Below are 22,645 nucleotides of genomic sequence, written 5' to 3' on the forward strand. Positions count from 1 at the left end.
CGGGGCCGTCAGCCCGCCGCGCCGCAGCGTTCGGTGTCGATCTCCGGCAGGGTCGCCTCCGCGTAGCGCGAGCCGTGCACCGTCTCGTCCGAGAGCACCCGGCCGGCCGCCGCCAGCAGTTCGGCGGGCACGTCCAGGCCGAGGACCGCGACGTCCTCGCGCAGGTGGTCCACCGAGCGGGTGCCCGGGATGGCGAGCACGTGCTCGCCGCGCGAGAGCACCCAGGCCAGCGCCAGCTGCGCCACCGTCAGGCCCGCGCCCCCGGCCAGGGCGGCGAGTTCGGCCCGCAGCGCCAGGTTGGCCGGGTAGTGGGCGTCGGTGAAGCGCGGCATGGTCCGCCGGATGTCGCCGGGCGGCAGGTCGGCCGTCCGGGGCGGGGCGTCGGTGAGGAGACCGCGGCCGACCGGGCTGAACGCGACCAGGGCGACGCCCAGTTCGCGGGTGGCCGCCAGGGTGCCGCGCTCCGGGTTGCGGGTCCACAGGCTGTACTCGTTCTGCAGCGCCGCGACCGGGTGCACCGCGTGCGCCCGGCGCAGGGTCGCCGCCGACACCTCGGACAGGCCGATGGCGCGGACCTTGCCCGCCTCGACCAGCTCGGCCAGCGCGCCCACGCTCTCTTCGACCGGGACGGCCGGGTCGAGCCGGTGCAGGTAGTACAGGTCGATCACGTCGGTGCCGAGCCGGGCCAGCGACTCGTCCGCGGTGCGCCGGATCGTCCCGGGGCGGCCGTCGATGACGCGCCGCCCGTCCACGCCGGTCATGCCGCACTTGGAGGCCAGCACGATCCGTTCGCGGTGCGGGCCCAGCACCCGGCCGACCAGCTCCTCGTTGGCGCCGAAGCCGTACAGCGCGGCGGTGTCGAAGAGCGTGACGCCCGCGTCGAGGGCGGACAGCAGCAGCTTGGCGGCGTCCTCGGGCGAGGGCGGCGTGTCGTAGGCGTGGCTGAGGTTCATGCAGCCGAGGCCGACCGCCGGAACCTCGAACGGGCCGATCCTGCGGAGGGTGTTCATGCGCCCACCGGGGTGGCGAGCTGCCGTTCCAGGTCGGCCAGGGTGCGGTAGCAGGGCAGCACCTGGGCGAGCGAGGCGTTCGGTTCGCGGCCTTCCCGGATCGCGGCCACGAACTCGCGGTCCTGCAGTTCGATGCCGTCCAGGGAGACGTCGATGCCGCTGACGTCGATCGGTTCGTCTTCTCCGGTCACCAGGTCATCGTAGCGAGCCAGGTAGGTGCCGGTGTCGCCGATGTAGCGGAAGAAGGTGCCCAGCGGGCCGTCGTTGTTGAAGGACAGCGAGAGGGTGCAGATCGCGCCGCTCGCCGCCTGCAACTGGATCGACATGTCCATCGCGATGCCCAGTTCGGGGTGGATCGGGCCCTGGACGGCGTTGGCCCGGACGATCGGCGAACCGGTCTGGTACGCGAACAGGTCGACGGTGTGCGCGGCGTGGTGCCACAGCAGGTGGTCGGTCCAACTGCGCTTCTGACCGAGCGCGTTGAGGTTGCTGCGGCGGAAGAAGTAGGTCTGCACGTCCATCTGCTGGATGGTGTACTCGCCCGCCGCGACCCGCCGGCGCACCCACTGGTGGCTCGGGTTGAAGCGGCGGGTGTGCCCGGCCATCGCCACCAGGCCGGTGCGCTCGGCCGCCGCGACGCACGCCTCGGCGTCCGGCAGCGAGGCCGCCACCGGGATCTCCACCTGCACGTGCTTGCCCGCCGCCAGGCACTCCTGGGTCTGGGCGGCGTGCAGCGGCGTCGGGGTGGCCAGGATCACCGCGTCCACCTCGTCCGCCGCCAGCACCTCGGCCAGGCTGCCGGCCGCCCGGGCGATGCCCTGCTCGGCGGCGAACTTCCGGGCGCTGTCCAGCGAGGAGGAGACCGCGGCGGCCACCTCCACGCCCTCGATCCGGCGCAGCGCCGCCGCGTGCTTGGCGCCGAACGCGCCGCCGCCGGCCAGGGCGATCCTCAGGGGCTGCCGCTTCGTCATGTCAGTTCTCCTCGGAAGGGCGACGGTTGTTGTTCAGGATCAGGTGGCCGACGGCCGTGTTGGACGCCGGCACGTGGTAGAAGCGGTGCTCGACGTCCACGCTGCCGCCGTCGTCCACGTCGCTCAGCGCGCCGCGCGCGATCAGCCACATCACCAGCTCGATGCCCTCCGAGCCGGCCTCCTCGACGTACTCCAGGTGCGGCACCCGGGCCAGGCCCGCCGGGTCGGCCACCAGCCGGTCCAGGAACGCGTTGTCCCACTCCCGGTTGATCAACCCGGCGCGCGGGCCCTGGAGCTGGTGGCTCATCCCGCCGGTGCCCCAGACCTGCACGTCCAGCGGGCGCGGGTACGACTCGACCGCCCGGCGCAGCGCCCGGCCCAGTTCGAAGCAGCGCGCCCCCGACGGCACCGGGTACTGCACCACGTTGACGTGGAACGGGATCACCCTGCACGGCCACTTCTCCACCTCGCCGAACATCAGCGACAGCGGCACCGTCAGCCCGTGGTCGACCGGCATCTCGTTGGCCAGCGTCAGGTCGAAGTCGTCCTGGATCAGGCAGTGCGCCAGGTGCGCGGCCAGCTCCGGGTCGCCCTCGATCCCGGGCACCGGGCGCGGGCCGTAGCCCTCGTCGGCGGTCGGGTAGGCGGCGCCGGTGCCCAGCACGAAGGTCGGGACCAGCGAGAGGTCGAAGGCGCTGGCGTGGTCGTTGTAGACCAGGATCACCACGTCGGGGGTGTGCGCGGCGGCCCACCGCCGCGAGTGCTCGTAGCCGGCGAACACCGGCCGCCAGTACGGCTCCTCGGTCTTGCCGTGGTCCATCGCGGCGCCGATCGCCGGGACGTGCGAGGTGAACACGGCGGCCGAGACGGCGGCGTGCTCGGCGGGCGGCGCCTGGCCGGCGTGCGCGGCCTCCAGCACGGCGTGGTCGATCCGGCTGGCCGGCGCGGTGGCCGAGCGGCCGCCGGAGACCATCATGTCCCGGTACTCCTGCTCGGTCATGCCGGTCATCGAACCCGCCATCTGCTGGAACGAGAACCCCAGCGTGGCACCCCACTTGGCGAGGAAGTAGATGTTCCCGCCCTCGCGCATCGCCGCGTTCAGGTCCCGGTCCAGCAGGGCCCGCTTCTGCTCCTCGCGCAGCGGCCAGGCGTCCAGGTAGGCGCGCTCGTCGGCCAGGTACGCGGCCCGGTTCTCGGCCGTCATCAGCGACATGCAGAACTGGTTGAGGTGGTAGCCGCGGGCGGACTGCTCGGCGTCGAAGATGGTGGTGCCGGGCACCAGCCGGTAGCTGCGGTCGACTGCCATGGCGTCAACTCCCTTCGTTCTCGGGCCAGTAGAGGCGCATCGGGTTGTCCACCAGCAGGCGCCGGCGCAGTTCGGGGGTGGTGGCGACGTGCGGCAGGAAGTCGACCAGCAGGCCGTCGTCGGGCATGTGGTCCTTCAGGTTGGGGTGCGGCCAGTCGGTGCCCCACAGCACCCGGTCGGGGAACTCCTCGACCACCCGGCGGGCGAACGGCACCACGTCCCGGTACGCGTCGCGCTCGCCGTCCAGGGCCGGCGGGCCGGTCAGCGACAGCCGCTCCGGGCAGCTGACCTTGCACCAGACGTCGTCCCGGGCCCGCAGGAAGGACAGGAACCCGGCGAACTCCGGCCCGTCGACGTCCTTGGAGACGTCCGGGCGGCCCAGGTGGTCGATCACCAGCGGCACCGGGATCGAGAGGAAGAACTCGCGCAGCCCGGCGAGGTCCGCGGCCTCGAAGTACAGCACCACGTGCCAGCCCAGCGGGGCGATCCGCTCCACCACGTCCCACAGGTCCTCGCGCGGGGTGACGTCGACCAGGCGGCGGACGAAGTTGAACCGGACGCCGCGCACCCCCGCCTCGTGCAGCTCGCGCAGCTCGGCGTCCGAGACGCCCGGCCCGACGGTCGCCACGCCGCGCGCCCGGCCGCCGGAGCGGCGCAGCGCGTCCACCAGGGCCCGGTTGTCGGCGCCGTGGCAGGTGGCCTGGACGATCACGTTGCGGGCGAAGCCCAGGTGGTCGCGGAGGGCGAACAGCTGCTCGGCGGAGGCGTCGCACGGGGTGTACTTGCGCTCCGGCGCGTACGGGAACTCCGCCGCCGGGCCGAACACGTGGCAGTGCGCGTCCACCGCGCCGGCCGGCAGTTCGAGGGCGGGGCGGCCGGGGGCGGGGTGCCAGTCCAGCCAGCCCGGGGTCTTCTGCTGGTCCATGGTGATCAGTCCTCGTAGCGCAGGCCGAGCTCGGCCAGCGGGCCGCGCATCGCGTACATGTCCAGGCCGAGTTCGCCCGCGCGCAGCCGCTCGCGCTTGACCGCCTCGTTGGCCTCCCGCGCCGCGGACGCCTCGGCGGTCCCGGCGACCCGCTCGCGCGGCACCACCACCACGCCGTCGGCGTCCGCCAGCACCACGTCGCCCGGGCGCACCAGCGCGTTGGCGCACACCACCGGGACGTTGACCGAGCCCAAGGTGGCCTTCACCGTGCCCCGGGCGTTGACCGCCCGCGAGAACACCGGGAAGTCCATCGCCGCCAGCTCCGCGACGTCCCGCACCCCGCCGTCGATCACCAGGCCCGCGCAGCCCCGGGCGCGCAGCGAGGTCGCCAGCAGCTCGCCGAAGAACCCGTCCTCGCTCTCCGTCGTGCAGGCCGCCACCACCACGTCGCCCGGCCGGACCTGCTCCGCCGCGACGTGCAGCATCCAGTTGTCGCCCGGCTGGAGCAGCACGGTGACCGCCGGACCGCACAGCCGCGCCGACGGGTACACCGGGCGCAGGTACGGGCGGGTCAGGCCGGTGCGGCCCATCGCCTCGTGGACGGTCGCCGTGCCGAAGGCCGACAGCGCGGCCACCGCGGCCTCGTCGGGCCGCTCGATCCTGGTGTGGACGACACCGAGTTCGGTGTGCTCCATGGTCTGCTCCTGGGGGTGTCAGCGGCCGGACGCGGCGAGGCGGGCGGCCAGTCGGGGGTGGACGCGCAGCGCGTTGCCCGCGTACACCGCGGCCCGCTGCGCGTCGGAGAGGCGGTCGGTGGCGTCCACGTACCGCCGGGTGTCGTCGAAGTGGTGGCCGGTCAGCGGGTCGACCCCCCGGACGGCGCCGATCATCTCGCTGGCGAACAGCACGCCCCCGGACGGGACGACCGAGGCCAGCAGGTCGATGCCCGGCTGGTGGTACACGCAGGTGTCGAAGAAGACGTTGGTGCCCACCAGCTCCTCCGGGGTCGGCCCGCCGAGCGCCTGCGCCAGCCCGCGGAAGCGCCCCCAGTGGTAGGGCACCGCGCCGCCGCCGTGCGGGACCACCAGCCGCAGCGTCGGGAAGTCCGCGAACAGGTTCCCCTGGAGCAGCTGCATGAACGCGGTGGTGTCGGCGTTCAGGTAGTGCGCGCCGGTGGTGTGGAACGCCGGGTTGCAGGACGTCGACACGTGCACCATCGCCGGGACGTCGTACTCCACCAGCGCCTCGTACAGCGGGTACCAGGAGCGGTCGGTCAGCGGCGGCGCGCTCCAGTGCCCGCCCGACGGGTCCGGGTTGAGGTTCACCGAGACCGCGCCCAGCTCCTCCACCGCCCGCCGCAGCTCCGGCAGGCAGCTCGCCGGGTCGGCGCCCGGCGACTGCGGCAGCATCGCGCCCATCGCGAAGCGCTCCGGGAACAGCGTGCTGACCCGGTGCACCAGGTCGTTGCAGATCCGCGCCCAGACGGACGAGACCGCGAAGTCGCCGACGTGGTGCGCCATGAAGCTGGCGCGCGGAGAGAAGACCGTCAGGTCGGTGCCGCGCTCGTCCATCAGGCGCAGCTGGTTGGACCCGACCGCCTCGCGCAGCTCGTCGTCCGAGATGCGCAGCCCGGCCGGGTCGGGGGCGGCGGCCGGGTCGTTCGCGGCGGCCGCCTGGCGCTCGCGCCAGGCGGCGAGCTGCGGCGGGGCGGTGGTGAAGTGGCCGTGCGCGTCGATGATCACGGAGGTCTCCTGAGGGGTCTTCGAACGGGGTGTCAGGCGGCGGTCGGCCAGCCGGTGTACTGCTCGGCCAGGTAGGCGCGGCCCGCGCGGGTGCCCACCACGCCGTCCAGCTCGCCCAGTTGGCGGCGCAGCTCGAACGCCGTGGCGCCCGGCGCGGTGTGCAGCAGGCGGGTCATCCAGGACGAGAAGTGCTGGGCCCGCCAGATCCGGCGCAGCGCGAGCGGCTGGTAGTCGGCCAGCGCCGCGTCGCCCTCGGCGCCCAGCGCCCGCAGCAGCACGCCCGCCAGCACCTTGACGTCGTGCAGCGCCAGGTTCAGTCCGCGCGCGCCGGTCGGCGGCACGGTGTGCGCGGCGTCGCCCGCCAGCAGCAGCGAACCCCAGCGCATCGGCTCCTGCACGAAGGACCGGAAGCGCAGCACCGACCGCTCCAGAATCGGCCCCTCGACCAGCCGGAAGCCGTCCTCGCCCGCGACCCGGGCCTGCAGGGTCGCCCAGATCCGCTCGTCCGGCCAGTCCTCCGTCCGCTCGTCCGGGTCGCACTGGAAGTACATCCGCTGCACCGTCTCGGTGCGCTGGCTGATCAGCGCGAAGCCGTGCTCGGAGTGCGCGTACACCAACTCCGGTGCGCTGACCGGCGCCTGGGCCAGCACGCCGAACCAGGCGAACGGGTACTCGGTGCCGTACCGGGTGCGCAGCCGCTCCGGGACGAGGCCGCGGCAGGTGCTGCGCGAGCCGTCCGCGCCGACCACGTAGCGAGCCCGCAGCTCGTGCCGCGTCCCGTCCGCCGCCGTGAAGCGGACCCGCGGCCGGTCGGTGTCCGCGTCCAGCACCTCGGTGCCGCGCACCCCGAAGTGCACCGTCCCGCCGTCGCGCGCGCGGGCGTCGGCCAGGTCGGTGAACACCTCGGTCTGCGGGTACAGCCACACCGAGGCGCCCACCAGCTCCCGGAAGTCGATCCGGTGCGACCGGCCGCCGAAGCGCAGCTCGGTGCCCCCGTGCTCGTGGCCCGCGCGCAGGATCCGGTCGCTCACCCCGGTCTCCACCAGGTCCCGGGCCGCGCCGTCCTCCAGGATGCCCGCCCGGTGGGTGGTGGCGATCTCCTCCCGGGTGCGCAGGTCGACGGCGACCGCGTCCACCCCGGCCCGGCCCAGCAGGTGGGCCAGCATCAGCCCGGCCGGCCCCGCGCCGACCACCGCGACGGGCACCTCGGTGACGGTGTCGACCGGGTCGACGACGGATTCGGGCATGACGGCTCCAGGGCAGGGCAGGGCGGGGCGAGGGTGGCGGTACCCGGGGCAGCGGGCCGTCCGGGTACGCCCCGAACGTTGGCAGCTCACCGCGCCGCGCGTCCCGGCCCTTTCCGCCTGACGGAAACGCCCCCCTTCCGGCCGCCCCCGCCGCACAGACTGGGCCCGGCCCTCAGAGCGCCGTGCGGGCCCGCCGCCCCAACTCCTCGGAGATCCCGTGCACCGCCCGCAGCAGCGGCTCCCGCAGCCCCCGCGCCCGCTCCGCGCCGCGCGCCGCCACCACGATCCCCAGCGCCGCGCTCACCGGCCCGGCCCGCCCGATCCGCACCGGCGCGGCCACCGCCACCGTGCTCTCCGACAGCTGACGGTCGCTCACGAAGACCTGCTCCCGGCGGATCAGGTCCAGCTGCGCCCGCAGCGTCCTCGGGTCGGTCACCGTGTGCGGCGTCCACGGGCGCAGCGGCGCCGCCAGCACCTCCTCCTGCAACTCGCGCGGCGCGTGCGCCAGCAGCACCCGCCCCATCCCCGTCGACCCGACCGGGAACCGGGTGCCCACCATCGTCAGCAGCTCCACCGAGCGGTGCCCCGCGATCCGTTCCACGAACACCAGCTCGGTGCCCTCGCGCACCGCCAGCTGCACGTTCTCGTGCGTCGCCTCGTACAGGTCCTGCATGAACGGCAGCGCCGCGTCCCGCAGGATCTGGGTGCGCGGACACCCCGAGGCGATCTCCCACAGCCGCAGCCCCACGTGCCACGACCCGTCCTCGGCCCGCTCCAGCGCGCCCCAGGCCGCCAGCTCCGCCACCACCCGGTGCGCCGTGCTCACCGCCAGCCCCGTGCACCGGGCGATCTCCGACAGCGTCCGCGACGGGTGCTCGCGGTCGAACGCCGCCAGCACCTGGAGGACCTTGCCCGCCGCCGACACACCGCTCGCACTCATCCCGCCAGTCTCGCACCCCGCCCGTGGAGGAAACCCCCCGTGGACCTGCTCGCCCTGACCTCGATGGCCGTCCGCCCCGTCCTGGCCGACCTCGCCCCGCTGCTGCCCCCCGTCCGGTTCGAAGCCGCCGGCGGCGTCGAGGTCGCCCGCCGGATCCGCGCGGGCGCCACCGCCGACCTGGCCGTGCTCGCCGCCGACGCGCTCGCCGCGCTGCACGCCGAAGGGCTCGCCGAGGCCCCCCGCCCGCTCTGGGACTCCGAGACCGTCGCCGCCGTCGCCGCCGGCGCACCGCCCGCCGCCCTGGAGAGCGCCGACGACCTGCGCGCCCTGCTCACCTCCGCCCGCGCCGTCGCCCACTCCACCGGCCCCAGCGGCACCGCCCTGCGCGCCCTGCTCGACCGCCTCGGCCTCGCCGACCGCGTCCACCTCGTCCAGGCCCCGCCCGGCACCCCCGCCGGCACCCTGCTCGCCGACGGCCGCGCCGACCTCGCCTTCCAGCAGCACAGCGAACTCGCCGGCCTCCCCGGCGTCCGGATCCTCGGCCCGCTGCCCGGCGACACCGCCATCACCTCCACCTTCGCCGCCGCCGTCCTCACCACCGCCCCCCGCCCCGAACGCGCCCGCGCCCTGCTCGACCTGCTGGCCTCCGGCACCGCCGACGCCACCGCCCTGGCCCGGGGCATGCGCCCGGCCGGACGCCCGCACCCGGACGCGGCACGCCGGTGACGGCCGCCCGCCACCGGGCTTCCGGCGCGTCAGGGCGTGGCGGGGTCGAACCGGTCGGCCGTCACCGCTGCGCCGAGCGCCCGCGCCGCGCATCCGCCCGGGCGCCACGAACCGTCCCGGGAGGCGGCCCCCACCGGGCAGGGCGGCGGAAGCGAACACCCGCACCTGACACCCGGCCGAGGCCTCCGGCGGCCGCCCGGAGTCCGCCCGGCGGCGCCCGGTCTCAGTGCTCGAAGAGCACCAGGGAGCGCCCGCCCCGGCCGGCTGCCATCCGCTCGAAGGCGGCGGGGATGCCGTCGAGGGGGATCCGGTCGGTGATCAGGGCGTCCAGGTCGAGCCGGCCGCCGCGCACGTGCCCGGCGAGCACCGGCACCGTCTCGTCCGGGTCGCAGTTGCCGTAGACGCAGGCGGTCAGGGTGCGGGCGTAGTGGAAGAGCTCCAGCGCGGAGAAGGAGACCGTGTCCTGCTTGCCGCCGATGCCCACCACCGTCGTCCGGCCGCCGCGGCGGGTGGCGGACCAGGCCGAGCGGATCGCCGCGCCGCGGCCGACGCACTCGAAGGCGTGGTCGGCGCCGCGGCCGCCGGTCAGTGCCCGGACGGCCTTGGGGGCGGAGTCGTCGGCGAGCAGGAACTCGGTGGCGCCGTGGCGGCGGGCCAGCTCCGCCTTCTCCGGGGTGACGTCGACGGCGATCAGCGGCGAGGCCCCGGCGAGCCGGGCGGCCTGGAGCACGGCCAGGCCGATGCCGCCCAGCCCGTACACCACCACGGACTCCCCGGCCCGCACCCGGGCCGCGTGGTGCACCGCGCCGTAGCCGGTCAGGACGGCGCAGCCGAGCAGCGCGGCGGAGGCGAGCGGCACGCCGGCGGGCAGCGGGAGGACGGCCCGGCGGTCGACGACCGTCTCCTCGGCGAAGGCCCCGACGCCCAGTCCCGGGTGGAGCCCGGTGCCGTCCGGCAGCGCGGCGTACCGGCCGGTGGACGCGGCGCCGGAGTTCTCGCAGAGCCAGGGCTCGCCGATCGCGCAGGCCGAGCAGGTGCGGCAGGCCGGGGCCCAGTTCAGGACGACCGGGTCGCCGGGCGCCACCCCGGTGACGCCGTCGCCGACCGAGACGACGGTGCCCGCGCCCTCGTGCCCGAGGACCAGCGGGAAGGCGGCGCGGAGCATGCCGCGGGCGATCGACAGGTCGGAGTGGCAGACGCCGGCGGCGGCGAGCCGGACGCGGACCTGTCCCGGCCCGGGGTCGGGCAGGTCGATCTCGGTGATCTCCAGCGGGGCTCCGGCGGAGCGCAGGACGGCGGCACGGACCATGACGGTCACCTCGGTGGTGTTCTCGGCGGACTTCGGGGGTGTTCTCGGTGCCGTTCCCGCCGGACTCCGGAGACCGGCGGAGGCCCGCGGCGCGGACGGCGCGCGCAGGCCGCGGGGGGTCAGAACTGGAGCGACTTGGTCTGGAGGAACTCCTCCAGGCCGTGCCGGCCGAGCTCGCGGCCCACGCCGGAGCTCTTGCGGCCGCCGAAGGGGGCGAGCGGGTTGAAGCGACCGCCGTTGATGTCGACCTGGCCGGTCTCCATCCGGCGGGCGAAGGCGGCGGCGGTCTCGTCGTCGGCCGCCCAGACGGCACCGGCCAGCCCGTACTCGGTGCCGTTGGCGAGGGCGAGGGCGTGCTCCTCGTCGTCGTAGGGCAGGACCACCAGCACCGGGCCGAAGATCTCCTCCCGCACCGCGCGGGCGTCCGGGGCCAGGTCGGCGAGGACGGTGGGGCGGACGTAGTAGCCGCGGTCCAGCCCCTCGGGGGCGCCCGGGCCGCCGGCCACCAGGCGGGCGCCGTCGGCGAGGGCGCCCGCGAGGTACTCCTGGACGCGCTCGCGCTGGCGGGCGCTGACCAGCGGGCCGACCCGGGTGGCCGGATCGGACGGGTCGCCGGGGACGTACCTCGCGGCGGAGGCGGCGGCGATCGTCAGGGCCTCCTCGTACTGCTCGCGGTGGACCAGCAGCCTGGTCCAGGCGGTGCAGGTCTGGCCGGAGTTGGCGAAGACGTTGGCGAGGGTGACGTTGACCGCGCGGGCCAGGTCGGCGCCGGGCAGGACGACGCAGGCGGACTTGCCGCCGAGTTCCAGGGAGAGCTTCTTGAGGCCGCGTCCGGCGCTCTCCCCGATCAGGCGGCCCACGGCGCTGGAACCGGTGAAGGAGACGACGTCCACGCCGGGGTGGGCGGCGAGCGCCGCACCGACCACCGTGCCGAGGCCGGTGACCAGGTTGAACACGCCCGGCGGCAGGCCGGACGCGTCGACGACCCGGGCGAACAGCCGGGCGGTCAGCGGGGTCTCCTCGGACGGTTTGAGCACCACCGTGCACCCCGCCGCGAGGGCCGGGACGACCTTGGCGACGATCTGGTGCAGCGGGTAGTTCCACGGGGTGATCGCGGCGACCACCCCGGCGGCCTCCGCGTGGACGGTGGAGTTGCCGACCTTCTCCTCGAAGGCGTGGTCGGCGAGGACGTCCAGGAAGGCCGAGGCCACCGCGATCGGGGTGCCGGCCTGGACCGCGTCGGCGAAGCGCGCCGGAGCGCCGAGTTCGGCGGTGACGGTCGCGGCGATCTCCGCCCGACGGGCGGCCAGGCCGTCGCGCAGCCGGGTCAGCGCGGCGAGCCGCTCCTCGCGGGTGCTCGCGGCCCAGCCGGGGGCGGCGGCGCGGGCGGCCGCCACCGCCGCGTCCACCTCGGCGGCGGTGCCCGCGGGGACGGCGGCGATCGGCCGCTCGGTCGCCGGGTCGAGCACCACGATGGTGTCCGGCCCGGCGGCGGGCCGCCAGCGGCCCCCGATGTACTGGTCCGCGTAGTGCTCCATCCGGTGCTCCTCGGCGTCCGATCCCCATAAACTAGCAGTGGTAGTTAACTCGGGGAGGGGCGGCCGGTGCAAGGGGCCCGCGCAGGACGGCACGGCGGGGGGCCGGCGGTGCCACCCTCCCCGTGCTCGCCGACGTGCGCATCGACTACCGGAAGCAGGCGGCGAGTTCGACGCGGGAACGCACGCCGAGCCGGGTGAAGACGTTCCTCAGGTGGTACTCGACGGTGCGGACGCTGAGCACCAGGGCGTCGGCGACCTCCTGGTTCGTGGCGCCCCGGGCCACCAGCTCGCAGATCCGCGTCTGCTGCGGGGTCAGTTCCGCGGCCGCCCCGCCCCCGGGGGCGCCGGGGGACCGCGTCCGGGCGCCGGTGGCGCGGAGCTCGGCGGCGGCCCGCCTGGTCCAGGAGACGGCGTCGAACCGCTGGAAGATCTGCACCGCCTCCTGCAGCAGCTCGCGGGCCGGACCCGGCTTGCGGGCGCGCCGCAGCCGGTGGGCGTGGAACAGCTCGGTCTTGGCCAACTCCAGTACGGCACCGTCCCGCTGGTGGAGCAGCGCGGCGTGCCGGAACTGCTCGTCGGCCGCCGCGTCGTCGCGCTCCAGCAGCGCGTGGCAGCGGTGGGCCAGGGCGAGGCGGGCGGCGCTCGTCCCGCTCGCCGCCCAGGCGTGGTAGCCCCGCAGCGCTTCGGCCGCGTTGGCGCGCCGGTCGCAGCGCACCGCCGCCTCCACGAAGTGCGGGGTGGCCAGTTGACGGATGACCAGGTTGGTCTGGCGGCCGGCGGCGTCGTCGGACATGCCCGCGAGCCGGGCCAGCGCGTCGGCGGGCCGGTCGTCCGCGAGGTCGGCGCAGGCGGACGCCCAGCGGCCGAACGCGGCCGGTCGGCCCAGCCCCCAGGCGGACACCTGCCGGGTGACGGACCGCAGCCTGGCCGCCGCGTCCTCCCCGTCGCCCCGCAGCGCCGACACCAGGGCGAGCACGGCGAGGTGGTCCACGGCGAGGTTGCGCTGTCCCGTCCGGCGGGCCAGCCGCAGCCCGTCCAGGGCCGCCTCCTCGGCCGCCGCGCAGCGGTCGGTCAGCAGCGCGGCCAGGGCCTGGTAGACGAGCGCGGCGGGCACCAGGGCGGCCTCGCCCCGGCTGCGGGCCGAGTCGGCCGAGGCCGCGGCGAAGGAGTGGGCGCGGGCGGCGTCGCCCAGGGTGTACGCGGCCTGCGCGGCCCACAGGGCGCAGTACGGATCGTCGGTGCCCCCGGCCAGCCGCATCACGTTCCGCAGCAGCCGGCCCGCCTCCCCGTACCGGCCCTCGAAGGTGGCCGTCATCCCCGCGAAGTGGTCGGCGACCAGGTGCGCGGCGGGGGCGTCGTCGGCACGCCCCGGGGGGCGCGCCCGCCGCGCCAGCGCGAAGTACCCGGCGAAGTCGCCGGCGAGGAAGGCGGCCTCACCGGCCAGCATCAGCGCGCGGGCCGCCGACTCGCGGCAGTCGTCCGGGAACAGACCGGCCGCCAGGGAGAGGGCGCGGTACGCCTCGGAGGGCGCGCCGTCGCGCAGCAGCAGTTCCCCCTCGGCCAGGCTCCGCACCGCCCGCGTCCCCGCCGGCACGCCGTCCGGCGGCACCCGGTGCAGCAGGGCCCGGCTGCGGTCGCCCTCGCCGGCCAGGAAGGCGTGCCGGGCCGCCAGCGTCAGCCACCGCTCCCGCAGCCCCGGCCCCGGCGCGAAGTCGGCCGCGTCCTCCAGCACCGCGCCGGCCGTACGGTGGTCGGCGCGGTCGGCTGCCCGCTCCAGGTCCGCGGCGGCCCGCTCGGCCGGCCCCGTGCCGCAGGCCAGCCGGTGCAGCGCCCGGCGCGGCCCGAACCGTCCGGGGTCGAGGACGCCGGACATGAGGCGGTGCGCGGCGTGCTGGTCGGCCAGCGGGACCTCGGCGCGCAGCACCTGGCGCAGCAGCCGGCCCGGTACGGCCGTCGTGCCGTCGTCGGCCACCGCGACCAGCCCGCCCGCCAGGGCCGTGTCGACGGCGCCCGGGTCCCACCCCGCCCGGCGGGCGGCGGTGCGCAGCACGTCCGGGGCGAGCGGGCCGCCGACGAGGACGGTGGCGACCACGGCCCGGGCGTCGTCCGGCAGTTGGCGGAACCGTCGGCCGCAACCGGCCCGCCACCTGCTGCCCGGGGGCAGGACGAGCGGGCCGCGCCGGCCGTCGGCGCGGGCGGCGGCCGCCAGTTCGGTCAGCGCCAGCGGATTGCCGGCCGCGAGGGCCGGCGCCTCGGCCTCGGCCGCCGGACAGCGGCGGTCCGGCGGCCGCGCGGGCGCCGCGTCCGCCAGCAGCAGGCGGGCCGCGGCGTCGTCCAGCGGCGGCAGCCACAGCGTGTCGATCCCGTCCAGGGCCGCGAGGGCCGGGTGCCCGGTGACCGCGCTCAGCAGCAGGCCGACCCGCAGACCGCGCACGCGGCGGGCGAGCAGGCCGATCACCTGCAGCGACACGCGGTCCAGGTGGTGCGCGTCGTCCACGCACAGCAGCAGCGGGCGCCCGGCGCGGGAGGCCGCCAGCGCGGCGCGCAGCGCCGAGGCCACCGCGAGGACCGCCTCCGGCGGGCACCGGCCCGCCAGGACTTCCGCCAGGACGCCCGTGTCCCCGCCGGTGTCCCCGCCCGTGTCCCCGCCGGTGTCCCCGGCCGTGTCCCCGGCCGGGGGCACCGGGACGTCCTCGGCCAGCCGCAGCAGCAAGCGCTGGCACCACGCCCACGGCACCGCGGCCTCCGACCCGACACCCCCGACGCGGCGCACGGCGCACCCGCTCGCCGAACGCGCGGCGTCGTCCAGCAGCGCCGACCGCCCGCTGCCGGGCTCGCCCGTCACCACGACGGCGGCGCCCCGCCCCGTGCGCAGCCGCGCGAGCACGTCGTGCAGCCTCCGCTGCTCCTCGGCGCGGCCGTGCAGGCGGACCGGCGTACGGGCGGCCGTGGTGCTGTCGCTGTCCATGACCGCAGTGTGCGGGGGGAGGGCGGGGAGCGGAAGGGAGTTGACGCACGTTCGTCAACCGCCGTCGACCGCTCCGGCGGGGGCGGGCGGCACCGCCGGGCTGTGCGCAGGACCGGTGGTTCCACCGGTCCGCAGCGGGCCGGGCACGCGCACACTCCTGCCATCCGTCCCCCGTCCGGGGGCAGGGAGAGAGGATCCACCTGTGCGACGCCTGCGTACCGCTCTGCTCGCCGCCCTCACGGCCGTGGTGCTCACCGTGCCCGGCATGTCCGCCAGCGCCGCCCACGCGGCCACGACCAGTACCCGCACCCCCGTGGTCTTCGTCCACGGATTCGTCGGCAACGCCTCCAACTGGGCCGCCGCGGAAGCCCTGTTCGCGGCCGACGGCTACTCCTCCGGCGACCTGTTCGCCTACCAGTACGACTGGTCGCAGTCCAACGCCGTCAGCGCCGCCGGCCTGGCCGCCTACGTGCGCCAGGTCCTCGCCTCCACCGGCGCGCACCAGGTCGACATCGTCAACCACTCCATGGGCGGCCTGGTCAGCGACTGGTACGTCAAGAGGCTCGGCGGCCAGCCCTACGTCCGCCACCTCGCCTCCATCGCGGGCGCGAACCACGGCACCACCGCCGCCGGCGCCTGCCTGGTGAACCCGTCCTGCGTGGAGATGTTCCCCGGCTCCCTGTTCCTGGCCACGCTCAACGCGGGCGACGAGACCCCCGGCGACACGAAGTACGCCACCTGGTACTCGCCCTGCGACGGAGTCATCGTCCCCTACACCAGCACCCGGCTCGACGGCGCCGCCAACAACCTCGTCCCCTGCCAGACCCACCTCGGCTTCCTGGCCGACATCCCCACCCTCCGGGCCGTCGAGCGCTTCCTCACCAGCTGACCGCCGCCCCGGTCACCGGCCGCCGGGGCCGGGGCCCGCTCCTCGGCCCCGGCCCCGGCGTCACCGCGGCCCTCCCGGTGACCCGGACCCGTGCCCCGGCCGGTCCGGCGTCAACCCCCGGACGCGGCACGCCGATAACGGTTGGACGGGACCGGGCCCGGCGCGGAGACTGGGCCCGGTGACGACCCGGACCGACCCCGCCCCCGAGCTGTGCCCCGACGCCTCCACGGACCTCCCCGCCCTGCGGCGGCAACTGGCGGTGCTGCACGGCGGGAGGGTGACCTCACTGCACCTGCCCAGCGAGAGCACCGGCCGGTTCGCACTGCTGCTCGCCCTGACGTACCGCCGGCCCAGCGGCCGGAACGGGCTCGCCTACCGCTGGCTGACCCTCGGCAGCCCCGCCTGGCGGCTGGACCGCACCGGCCCCGGGGAGTCCGTGCCGGCCGCCGCCTCCGGCGACGCCGTTCCGAAGCTGGCCGCCGACCTGCGGGTGCTGGTCGGCCGCGAGATCACCGACGTCCGGATCACCGAACCCGGCTGGGACGCCCTGATCGAGTTCGGCGACCACCGGCTCAGCATCTTCCCCACCACCTGCCACACCCCGGACAGCGGCCCCGACTGGGTGCTGCGGCTGCCCTCCCGCCGCACGCTGGGGATCGGCCCCGGCTCCCGCTGGGAAGCGCGTTGACCACCACCACCCTCGAACGGGCCCGCCGGCGCACCGATCCGGCCCCCGGGCAGGGGGTCGGGGGACGGATCGCCGCGGTGGACCCGGTTCGCGAGCGCGTCGAGGTCGAAGTGGTGCCTACAGGGTCGTGAAGGGGCCGCCGATCAGCCGGGCGTCCGCGCTGTCCGGGTCCAGTTCGCCGTGCTCGGCGAGGATCCGTTCGGCGTACGCCTCGGCGTCGTCCTGCGGTTCGTAGCCGAGCGCGCGGGCCGGGCCCAGGTCCCACCAGGCGCGGGTGTTGGCGCTGATCGCGTTGACCACGGTGTGGCCGACGTCCGGCGCGGTGAGGGCGGCGTGCATCAGGCGGGCGCAGTCGGCGGGGCTGAGCCAGGTGGAGAGCATCCGGGGCGAGCGCGGCTCGGGGAAGCAGGAGCCGATCCGCAGCGAGACCGTCTCCACGCCGTACTTGTCGGCGTACAGCGAGGCCAGGGACTCGCCGAAGGCCTTGGACACGCCGTAGTAGGTGTCCGGCCGGGGCGCGATGTCGGCGCGCACCGGCAGCTCGCCGTCCAGCGGGGTGAAGCCCACCGCGTGGTTCGAGCTGGCGAACAGCACCCGGCGCACGCCCTCGGTCCGGGCCGCCTCGTACAGGTGGTAGGTGCCCTCGATGTTGCTGCGCGCGATGTTGGCGAAGGTGTCCTCCAGGGAGATCCCGCCGAGGTGGATCACCGCGTCCACGCCGCGCACCGCCTCGCGGACGGCGTCGGCGTCGGCCAGGTCGAAGGTCAGCGCGTCGGGTTCGCCCGCCACGGGCTTGAGGTCGGCCAGGCGCAGCCGGTAGCCGTACGGGGGCAGCAGCTCGCGCAGCAGGGTACCCATGCCGCCGGCCGCGCCGGTGAGCAGGACGAGGGTCACGACACCTCCACGGTGTGGGACTTGATGTAGTCGAGGTCGAAATCGTCGCCCAGGCCCGGGCGTTCGGGGAAGCGCACCACACCGTGCCCGTCGATCGCGTCGACGGCCGAGTTCAGGTGCGGCGGCAGCAGGTCGAAGTCGACCAGCGGGTGCAGCAGTCCGCGTTCGTACCAGCGGGCGTTGGTGGTGGCGCCGAGCAGGGCGAGGTTGCCGGAGCCGTTGCCGTGCACCTCGCAGTCCAGGTTGAACGCCTCGGCCAGGTGCAGGGTGCGCACCGCCGGGGTGATGCCGCCGACGTCGGTGGTGCCGGTGCGCAGGATGTCGCAGGCGCCGGAGGCCGCCCACTCGGCGCGGGTGAAGTTCTTGCCCCAGGAGGTCTCCGGGCCGATCACCGGGATGTCCAGCTGCTCGGCCAGCCACCGGTAGGAGGAGACCGACGCCTCCTCCATCGGCTCCTCCAGCCAGTAGAACCCCAGCTCCTGCAACTCCCGGCCCAGCCGCAGCGCCTCGGTGCGCGAGTACCAGTGGTTGGCGTCCAGCATCAGTTCGACGTCCGGGCCGACCGCCTCGCGCACCGCCGCGCAGGCCGCGACGTCCATCGCCACGCTGGGCGCGCCCGCCACCGGCGGCATCCAGGTGTGCAGCTTGATCGCCCGGTAGCCCTGCTCGACCAGCCGCACCGCGAACTCGGCGTAGTCGGCGGGGGTGGCCAGCCCGCCGGGCGTCTCGTCGCCGCACATGGTGGAGGCGTAGGCGGGCACCTCCCGGCGGGCGCCGCCGAGCAGCCGCCACACCGGCTGGCCCAGCCGCTGCCCCGCGAGGTCCCACAGCGCCAGGTCGACGAAGCACAGCGCCCGGTCGGTCAGGGCGCCGCCCGCGCCGCGCTGGCGCCGGGCCAGCGACGTCCACAGCCGCTCGCGCTCCAGCGCCTCCTGCCCCAGCAGCGCGGGCCGGACGTACTTCTCCAGCACGTGCGGGCGCAGGTGGTCGGGCTGCACCAGCACCCGCCCGGCGACGCCGTCGGCGTCGGTGACGGTCAGCAGGGCCTCGCGGACCTCGTGCGGCTCGGCGGGGTGCCGGTGGCCGTGCGGGTCGACGGCGGTGCGGGCGAGGGTGGTGAAGAAGGACACCTCGACCGATTCGACGGCAGCCATCGCCGGTCAGCCGTTCTTCGCCCGGTAGTCGGCCTGCGCCTTGGTGAGGGCGTCGGCCACCGTCTTGGCGAAGTCCGCGGGCGTCATCCGGCCCAGCAGCACCTTCTGGAAGTTCGGCTCCGCCTCGGTCTTGGTGATCTTCGAGTACTGCGGCAGGTAGACCGGCGGTTGCACCAGCTTCCCGCTGTTCAGCGCGTCGCCGGCCTGCTTGGTGATGCCGGACCGGAGGTACCAGTCGTCCGCGTACGCCTCGGTGTTGGCGGGGATCTGGCCGGCGTTCTCGTTCCAGTACGAGTTGGCCTCGTGCGAGTCGAGGTACTCCAGGAAGGTCCAGGCGGCGTCCTGGTGCTTGGAGCCCTTGAACACCCCGAAGCCGTCGACCGGGTTGGCCAGCGTCGCGGTGCCGCCCGGCCCGGCGGGCAGCAGCATGCCGGCCGCCTTGTCGCCCAGCGCGCTCTTCACGTCCTTGGTGGAGCCCAGGTTGTGGTGCACCATCATCACCTGGCCGGCCTGGAACTGGGCCAGCATCTGCGGGTAGGCGTTGGAGACGTCGGCCTCCGGGGTGGTGTTCTTGTACTGGGCGGCGATCTTCGCGATCAGCTCGACGTTCTTCGGATCGTCGACGGTGGACCTGCCGCTCGCGTCGAACACCCCGGTCAGCCCGGAGTAGGCGTACGCCTCGGCGAGCACCTGGAAGCCGGAGCCGGCGCCGCCGCGGATGGTGAAGCCGTACTGGTTCTTCGACTTGTCGGTCAGCTTCGCCGCGGCCGCGAACAGCTCGTCCCAGGTCTTCGGGACGTCCACCCCGGCCTCCTTGAACCTGTCCGCCCGGTACCAGATCACGTCCTGGTTGCCGGAGGACGGCAGCTGGTAGAGGCCCTTGCCGCCGGCCGCGGCCTTCGAGGTCTCCAGCATCGCCGCCGACAGCTTCCCGTTCAGCGGGCTCGCGGCGAGGCGGTCGTCCAGCTGGACGAGCGCCTTCTGCGCGGTGAGCGAGGCCAGCAGGGCGGTGGTGACGCCGCCGACGTCGGGGGTGGAGTGGGAGGCGATCGCGGTGTTGTACTTCTCGGCGACCTCGGCGCTGGTCACCCCGACGTACTTGACCTCGATCTCCGGGTGGGCCTTCTCGAACTCGTCGATCAGGTGCTGGAACAGCGGGGTGCGGGCGGGACCGGCGTTGTTGTCCCAGAAGGTGATCACGGTCTTCTTCGCGGAGTCGCCGGCGGAGCCGCCCGAGGAACAGGCGGTCAGCAGGCCGAGCGCGGCGAGCGCCGCGGCGGCGGTGCGCAGGGGACGGGCCATGGGTGGGAGTCCTGTCTGTGACGGGGTGGGGGAGCTTGCGGGGCGCGGCGCTCAGCCCTTGACGGCGCCGGCGCTCATGCCCTGGACGAGGTACTTCTGCACGAAGGCGAACACCAGCACCACCGGCACCGCGGCGACCACGCCGCCCGCGGCCAGCGCGCCGAAGTCCACGGTGTTCTCGCCGATGGTGGTCTGCAGGCCCACCGGGACGGTCTGCAGCTCCGGGTCGTTGAGGAACATCAGCGCGAACAGGAAGTTGTTCCAGCTGCCGATGAAGGCGAACGAGCCGACCGCGACGATGCCGGGACGCAGCAGCGGCAGCACCACGGCGAGGAAGGCGCGCAGCCGGCCGCAGCCGTCCACCATCGCCGACTCCTCCAGCTCCACCGGCACGTTCTTCACGAAGCCGCTCATCAGGATCATCGCCAGCGGCAGCTGGAACACCGTCTCGGCGATCACCAGGCTCCACCGGGTGTCGATCAGGTGCAGCAGCTGGAAGACGTTGAACAGCGGGATCAGCATCATCGCGCCGGGCACGAACTGGGTGCACAGCAGGCCCAGCATGAACGCCCGCCGGCCCCGGAAGGCGAACCTGGCCAGCGCGTACCCGCCCATCAGGGCGAAGCAGGTCACCGACACCAGGGTGAGCGCGGCGATCAGCACGCTGTTGGTGAAGTAGGTGCGGAAGCCCATGCCGTTCCACACCGTGTCGAAGTGCTCGAAGGTCACCGGCCAGGGCAGCAGCGCGGTCGAGCCGGCCGGGCGCAGCGCGAACAGCAGCATCCAGTAGAACGGCACCAGGGTGAAGACCAGGTACAGGCCCAGCGGCAGGAACAGCCGCAGCAGGCGGCCGGTGCCGGAGCGGGCGGCGGCGGCGCGCCCGGCGGAGCGGGCTGCCCTCCGGCGGGCGGCGGGCAGCAGGGGGGCGTCGGTGGTCATCGGCGCACCCCCTCGCCCCGGCCCTCGAAGCGGCTCAGCCGCAGGTACAGCACCGAGCAGAACAGCAGCAGCACGAAGGCCGCCGTGGTGAGCGCCGACCCGTAGCCGAAGTCGTAGGACTTGCGGGCCAGTTGGGCCACGTACAGCGGCAGGCCGGTGGTCGCCCCGGCCGGGCCGCCGTTGGTCAGGGTGTACAGCAGGTCGACGTTGTTGAACTCCCACACCGCGCGCAGCAGGGTGGCCAGCACGATCGCGTCCCGCAGGTGGGGGAGCGTCACGTGCCAGAAGCTGCGCAGCCGGCCCGCGCCGTCGATCGACGCCGCCTCGTACAGGTCCTTCGGGACGGACTGCAGGTCGGCGAGGATGAGGATGGCGAAGAACGGGACGCCGCGCCAGAGTTCGGCCACCACCACGGCCGGGAACACGGTGTCCGGGTCGCCCAGCACCGAGGTCGCCGGGTCGCCGACGCCGAGCTCGGACAGCTGGTGGAAGACGCCGGTGGCGGGGTTGTACAGCAGCAGCCAGATCCCGGTGGTCAGCACCCCGGACACCGCCCAGGGCGAGAACACCAGCGCCCGGGCCACCGCCCGGCCGACGAAGGTCTCGTTCACGATCAGCGCCAGGGCCAGGCCCAGCAGCAGTTGCAGCCCGACCTCGGCGGCCACCCACTTCGCCGAGAACAGCAGGCTGTGCCAGAACTGCTCGTCGCCCAGCATCCGGCGGAAGTTCTCCAGCCCGACGAAGGCGTCGTCGTACGGCTCGTTCACCACCCGGTGCTGCAGGGCGTAGTAGCCGACGCTGCCGAGCGGCACCAGCAGGAAGCCGATCAGCAGCAGCACGGTCGGGGAGATCAGGACGTACGGGGTGAGTGCCCGGCGGGTGCGGGCACGGGTTGGGGATGGACCGGCGAGCGCCACAGGCAGCCCACCTCCTCTACATTCATGGACGCCGTTCACATGCGTGGACACACTAGGGAGGGCTTGAGGGGGCGTCAACCCTTTGTGCGAGCAAGGATTCTGATTCTCTGTTCATGGATGTGTACTGCGATCAGAATGATGTATAACGCTGGTGTGGCGCCCGCCGTGCGCCGAACCCGCCCGCCGTCCCGCCGCCCCGTCAGGAGACCCCCATGCCCGACACGCCCGACCGCCTGCGCCACCGCCTCGACGGCCTGCTGTTCTTCCCCGTCACCGCCTTCACCCCCGACGGCGGCCTCGACCTCGCCGCCTTCCGCACCCACGTCCGGGCCCGCCTGGACGCCGGCGCCGGAGCCGTGTTCGCCGCCTGCGGCACCGGCGAGTACCACGCCCTCGACCTCGACGAGTACCAGGCCGTCGTCGCCGCCGCCGTCGAGGAGACCGCCGGCGCCGTCCCCGTCGTCGCCGGCGTCGGCCACGGCACCGCGCTCGCCCTGGAGTTCCTGCGCCGCGCCGAACGGGCCGGCGCCGACGGCGTCCTCGCCCTGCCCCCCTACCTGGTCAAGCCCTCCCAGCAGGGCCTGCTGCGGCACTACACCGACCTCGCCCGGGCCACCGACCTCGGTGTCATCGTCTACGCCCGCGACAACGCCGTCCTCGAACCCGACACCGTCGCCGCCCTCGCCGCCCTCGACAACGTCATCGGACTCAAGGACGGCATCGGCGACCTCGACCTGCTCCAGCGCGTCATCAGCGCCGTCCGCACCACCCACCCCGGCCTGGACTTCCGCTACTTCAACGGCCTGCCCACCGCCGAACTCACCGGACTCGCCTACCGCGGCCTCGGCGTCACCCTCTACTCCTCCGCAGTCTTCTGCTTCGCCCCCGACCTCGCCCTCGCCTTCCACAAGGCCGTCAACGGCGGCGACGACGCCCTCGTCAACCGCCTGCTCGACGGCTTCTTCCGCCCCCTGGTCGAACTGCGCAACCAGGGCCGCGGCTACGCGATCTCGCTGGTCAAGGCCGGCGTCCGGCTCGGCGGGCTCGACGTCGGCACCGTCCGCGCCCCGCTCGCCGAACCCGCCCCCGAACACGTCGACGCGCTCGCCGGGCTCGTCGCCCACGGCCGCACCCTGATCTGACCCGCCCGCCCGCCGCCCGGCCGGACCGCCCCCGGCCG

20 protein-coding genes are annotated in these 22,645 nt (G+C 74.9%); 4 read left to right on the forward strand and 16 right to left on the reverse strand.

The annotated features are described in order from the left end of the window. Nucleotides 1-8 precede the first annotated feature (8 nt). The 8 genes from OO48_RS19220 to OO48_RS19255 all read right to left on the reverse strand — a co-directional run bounded on the left by OO48_RS19220 (nucleotide 9) and on the right by OO48_RS19255 (nucleotide 8,141). Nucleotides 9-1,010, reverse strand: a complete 1,002-nt coding sequence (locus OO48_RS19220) for an aldo/keto reductase (RefSeq protein WP_033217880.1) — start codon at nucleotides 1,008-1,010, stop codon at nucleotides 9-11. After that, nucleotides 1,007-1,981: a Gfo/Idh/MocA family oxidoreductase gene (locus tag OO48_RS19225; protein ID WP_033217882.1), complete on the reverse strand. Its 975-nt coding sequence runs from the start codon at nucleotides 1,979-1,981 to the stop codon at nucleotides 1,007-1,009. The genes OO48_RS19220 and OO48_RS19225 overlap by 4 nt, the downstream gene beginning before the upstream one ends. Before the next feature lies 1 nt (nucleotide 1,982). Continuing rightward, nucleotides 1,983-3,287: a protocatechuate 4,5-dioxygenase subunit alpha gene (ligA, locus tag OO48_RS36415; protein WP_081952227.1), complete on the reverse strand. Its 1,305-nt coding sequence runs from the start codon at nucleotides 3,285-3,287 to the stop codon at nucleotides 1,983-1,985. Between the two features lie 4 nt (nucleotides 3,288-3,291). Next, nucleotides 3,292-4,212, reverse strand: coding sequence for an amidohydrolase family protein (locus tag OO48_RS19235; RefSeq protein ID WP_033217884.1), 921 nt, complete (start codon nucleotides 4,210-4,212; stop codon nucleotides 3,292-3,294). Between the two features lie 5 nt (nucleotides 4,213-4,217). Further along, nucleotides 4,218-4,907 carry a 4-carboxy-4-hydroxy-2-oxoadipate aldolase/oxaloacetate decarboxylase gene (gene ligK / locus OO48_RS19240; protein ID WP_033217887.1) on the reverse strand — a complete coding sequence of 230 codons (690 nt, stop codon included), beginning with the start codon at nucleotides 4,905-4,907 and terminating at the stop codon, nucleotides 4,218-4,220. 18 nt (nucleotides 4,908-4,925) lie between these two features. Continuing rightward, nucleotides 4,926-5,954, reverse strand: a complete 1,029-nt coding sequence (locus OO48_RS19245) for an amidohydrolase family protein (RefSeq protein ID WP_033217889.1) — start codon at nucleotides 5,952-5,954, stop codon at nucleotides 4,926-4,928. A 32-nt stretch (nucleotides 5,955-5,986) separates the two neighbouring features. Then, entirely contained in the window at nucleotides 5,987-7,201 is a 1,215-nt protein-coding gene (locus OO48_RS19250; protein ID WP_051732308.1) for a 4-hydroxybenzoate 3-monooxygenase, read from the reverse strand. A 172-nt stretch (nucleotides 7,202-7,373) separates the two neighbouring features. Continuing rightward, a complete protein-coding gene (locus tag OO48_RS19255) occupies nucleotides 7,374-8,141 on the reverse strand; it encodes an IclR family transcriptional regulator (RefSeq protein WP_033217891.1) in 768 nt (255 codons plus the stop codon). 39 nt (nucleotides 8,142-8,180) lie between these two features. On the opposite strand from OO48_RS19255, the gene OO48_RS19260 reads away from it, so the two are divergent. Beyond that, the gene (locus OO48_RS19260) at nucleotides 8,181-8,867 is read left to right on the forward strand and encodes a molybdate ABC transporter substrate-binding protein (protein ID WP_245194716.1); all 687 of its coding nucleotides are present in this window, start codon (nucleotides 8,181-8,183) and stop codon (nucleotides 8,865-8,867) included. Nucleotides 8,868-9,090: 223 nt separating this feature from the next. Here the strand turns inward: OO48_RS19260 and OO48_RS19265 are convergent, their stop codons facing one another. The 3 genes from OO48_RS19265 to OO48_RS19275 form a co-directional block, all read right to left on the reverse strand. Continuing rightward, the gene (locus OO48_RS19265) at nucleotides 9,091-10,176 is read right to left on the reverse strand and encodes a Zn-dependent alcohol dehydrogenase (protein WP_033217893.1); all 1,086 of its coding nucleotides are present in this window, start codon (nucleotides 10,174-10,176) and stop codon (nucleotides 9,091-9,093) included. 119 nt (nucleotides 10,177-10,295) lie between these two features. After that, nucleotides 10,296-11,714 carry an aldehyde dehydrogenase family protein gene (locus OO48_RS19270; protein WP_033217895.1) on the reverse strand — a complete coding sequence of 473 codons (1,419 nt, stop codon included), beginning with the start codon at nucleotides 11,712-11,714 and terminating at the stop codon, nucleotides 10,296-10,298. A gap of 145 nt (nucleotides 11,715-11,859) precedes the next feature. Beyond that, on the reverse strand, nucleotides 11,860-14,682 hold the full coding sequence (locus tag OO48_RS19275) for a helix-turn-helix transcriptional regulator (RefSeq protein WP_033217897.1): 2,823 nt from the start codon (nucleotides 14,680-14,682) through the stop codon (nucleotides 11,860-11,862). 202 nt (nucleotides 14,683-14,884) lie between these two features. On the opposite strand from OO48_RS19275, the gene OO48_RS19280 reads away from it, so the two are divergent. Together OO48_RS19280 and OO48_RS19285 are read left to right on the forward strand one after the other, a co-directional pair. After that, nucleotides 14,885-15,571 carry an esterase/lipase family protein gene (locus OO48_RS19280; protein WP_033217899.1) on the forward strand — a complete coding sequence of 229 codons (687 nt, stop codon included), beginning with the start codon at nucleotides 14,885-14,887 and terminating at the stop codon, nucleotides 15,569-15,571. A 178-nt stretch (nucleotides 15,572-15,749) separates the two neighbouring features. Further along, nucleotides 15,750-16,259, forward strand: a complete 510-nt coding sequence (locus OO48_RS19285; protein WP_033217901.1) for a hypothetical protein — start codon at nucleotides 15,750-15,752, stop codon at nucleotides 16,257-16,259. A 117-nt stretch (nucleotides 16,260-16,376) separates the two neighbouring features. On the opposite strand, the gene OO48_RS19290 is transcribed toward OO48_RS19285, so the two are convergent. Genes OO48_RS19290 through OO48_RS19310 form a run of 5 tightly spaced genes read right to left on the reverse strand, consistent with a single transcriptional unit; the run spans nucleotide 16,377 to nucleotide 21,465 of the window. Then, entirely contained in the window at nucleotides 16,377-17,153 is a 777-nt protein-coding gene (locus tag OO48_RS19290; protein ID WP_033217903.1) for an NAD-dependent epimerase/dehydratase family protein, read from the reverse strand. Then, nucleotides 17,150-18,307: an enolase C-terminal domain-like protein gene (locus OO48_RS19295; RefSeq protein WP_033217904.1), complete on the reverse strand. Its 1,158-nt coding sequence runs from the start codon at nucleotides 18,305-18,307 to the stop codon at nucleotides 17,150-17,152. Before OO48_RS19295 ends, OO48_RS19290 begins: the two co-directional genes overlap by 4 nt. Before the next feature lie 6 nt (nucleotides 18,308-18,313). Beyond that, nucleotides 18,314-19,609 carry an ABC transporter substrate-binding protein gene (locus OO48_RS19300; RefSeq protein WP_033217906.1) on the reverse strand — a complete coding sequence of 432 codons (1,296 nt, stop codon included), beginning with the start codon at nucleotides 19,607-19,609 and terminating at the stop codon, nucleotides 18,314-18,316. 51 nt (nucleotides 19,610-19,660) lie between these two features. After that, on the reverse strand, nucleotides 19,661-20,548 hold the full coding sequence (locus OO48_RS19305) for a carbohydrate ABC transporter permease (protein ID WP_033217907.1): 888 nt from the start codon (nucleotides 20,546-20,548) through the stop codon (nucleotides 19,661-19,663). Further along, nucleotides 20,545-21,465, reverse strand: coding sequence for a carbohydrate ABC transporter permease (locus OO48_RS19310; protein ID WP_425338561.1), 921 nt, complete (start codon nucleotides 21,463-21,465; stop codon nucleotides 20,545-20,547). The genes OO48_RS19305 and OO48_RS19310 overlap by 4 nt, the downstream gene beginning before the upstream one ends. A 212-nt stretch (nucleotides 21,466-21,677) precedes the next feature. Here OO48_RS19310 and OO48_RS19315 point away from each other — a divergent pair, with 212 nt between their 5' ends. Beyond that, a complete protein-coding gene (locus OO48_RS19315; protein WP_033217908.1) occupies nucleotides 21,678-22,607 on the forward strand; it encodes a 5-dehydro-4-deoxyglucarate dehydratase in 930 nt (309 codons plus the stop codon). The last annotated feature ends 38 nt before the right edge of the window (nucleotides 22,608-22,645 follow it).

The sequence above is a fragment of the Kitasatospora phosalacinea genome (genome assembly GCF_000716545.1).
GTDB classification, from domain to species: domain Bacteria; phylum Actinomycetota; class Actinomycetes; order Streptomycetales; family Streptomycetaceae; genus Kitasatospora; species Kitasatospora phosalacinea.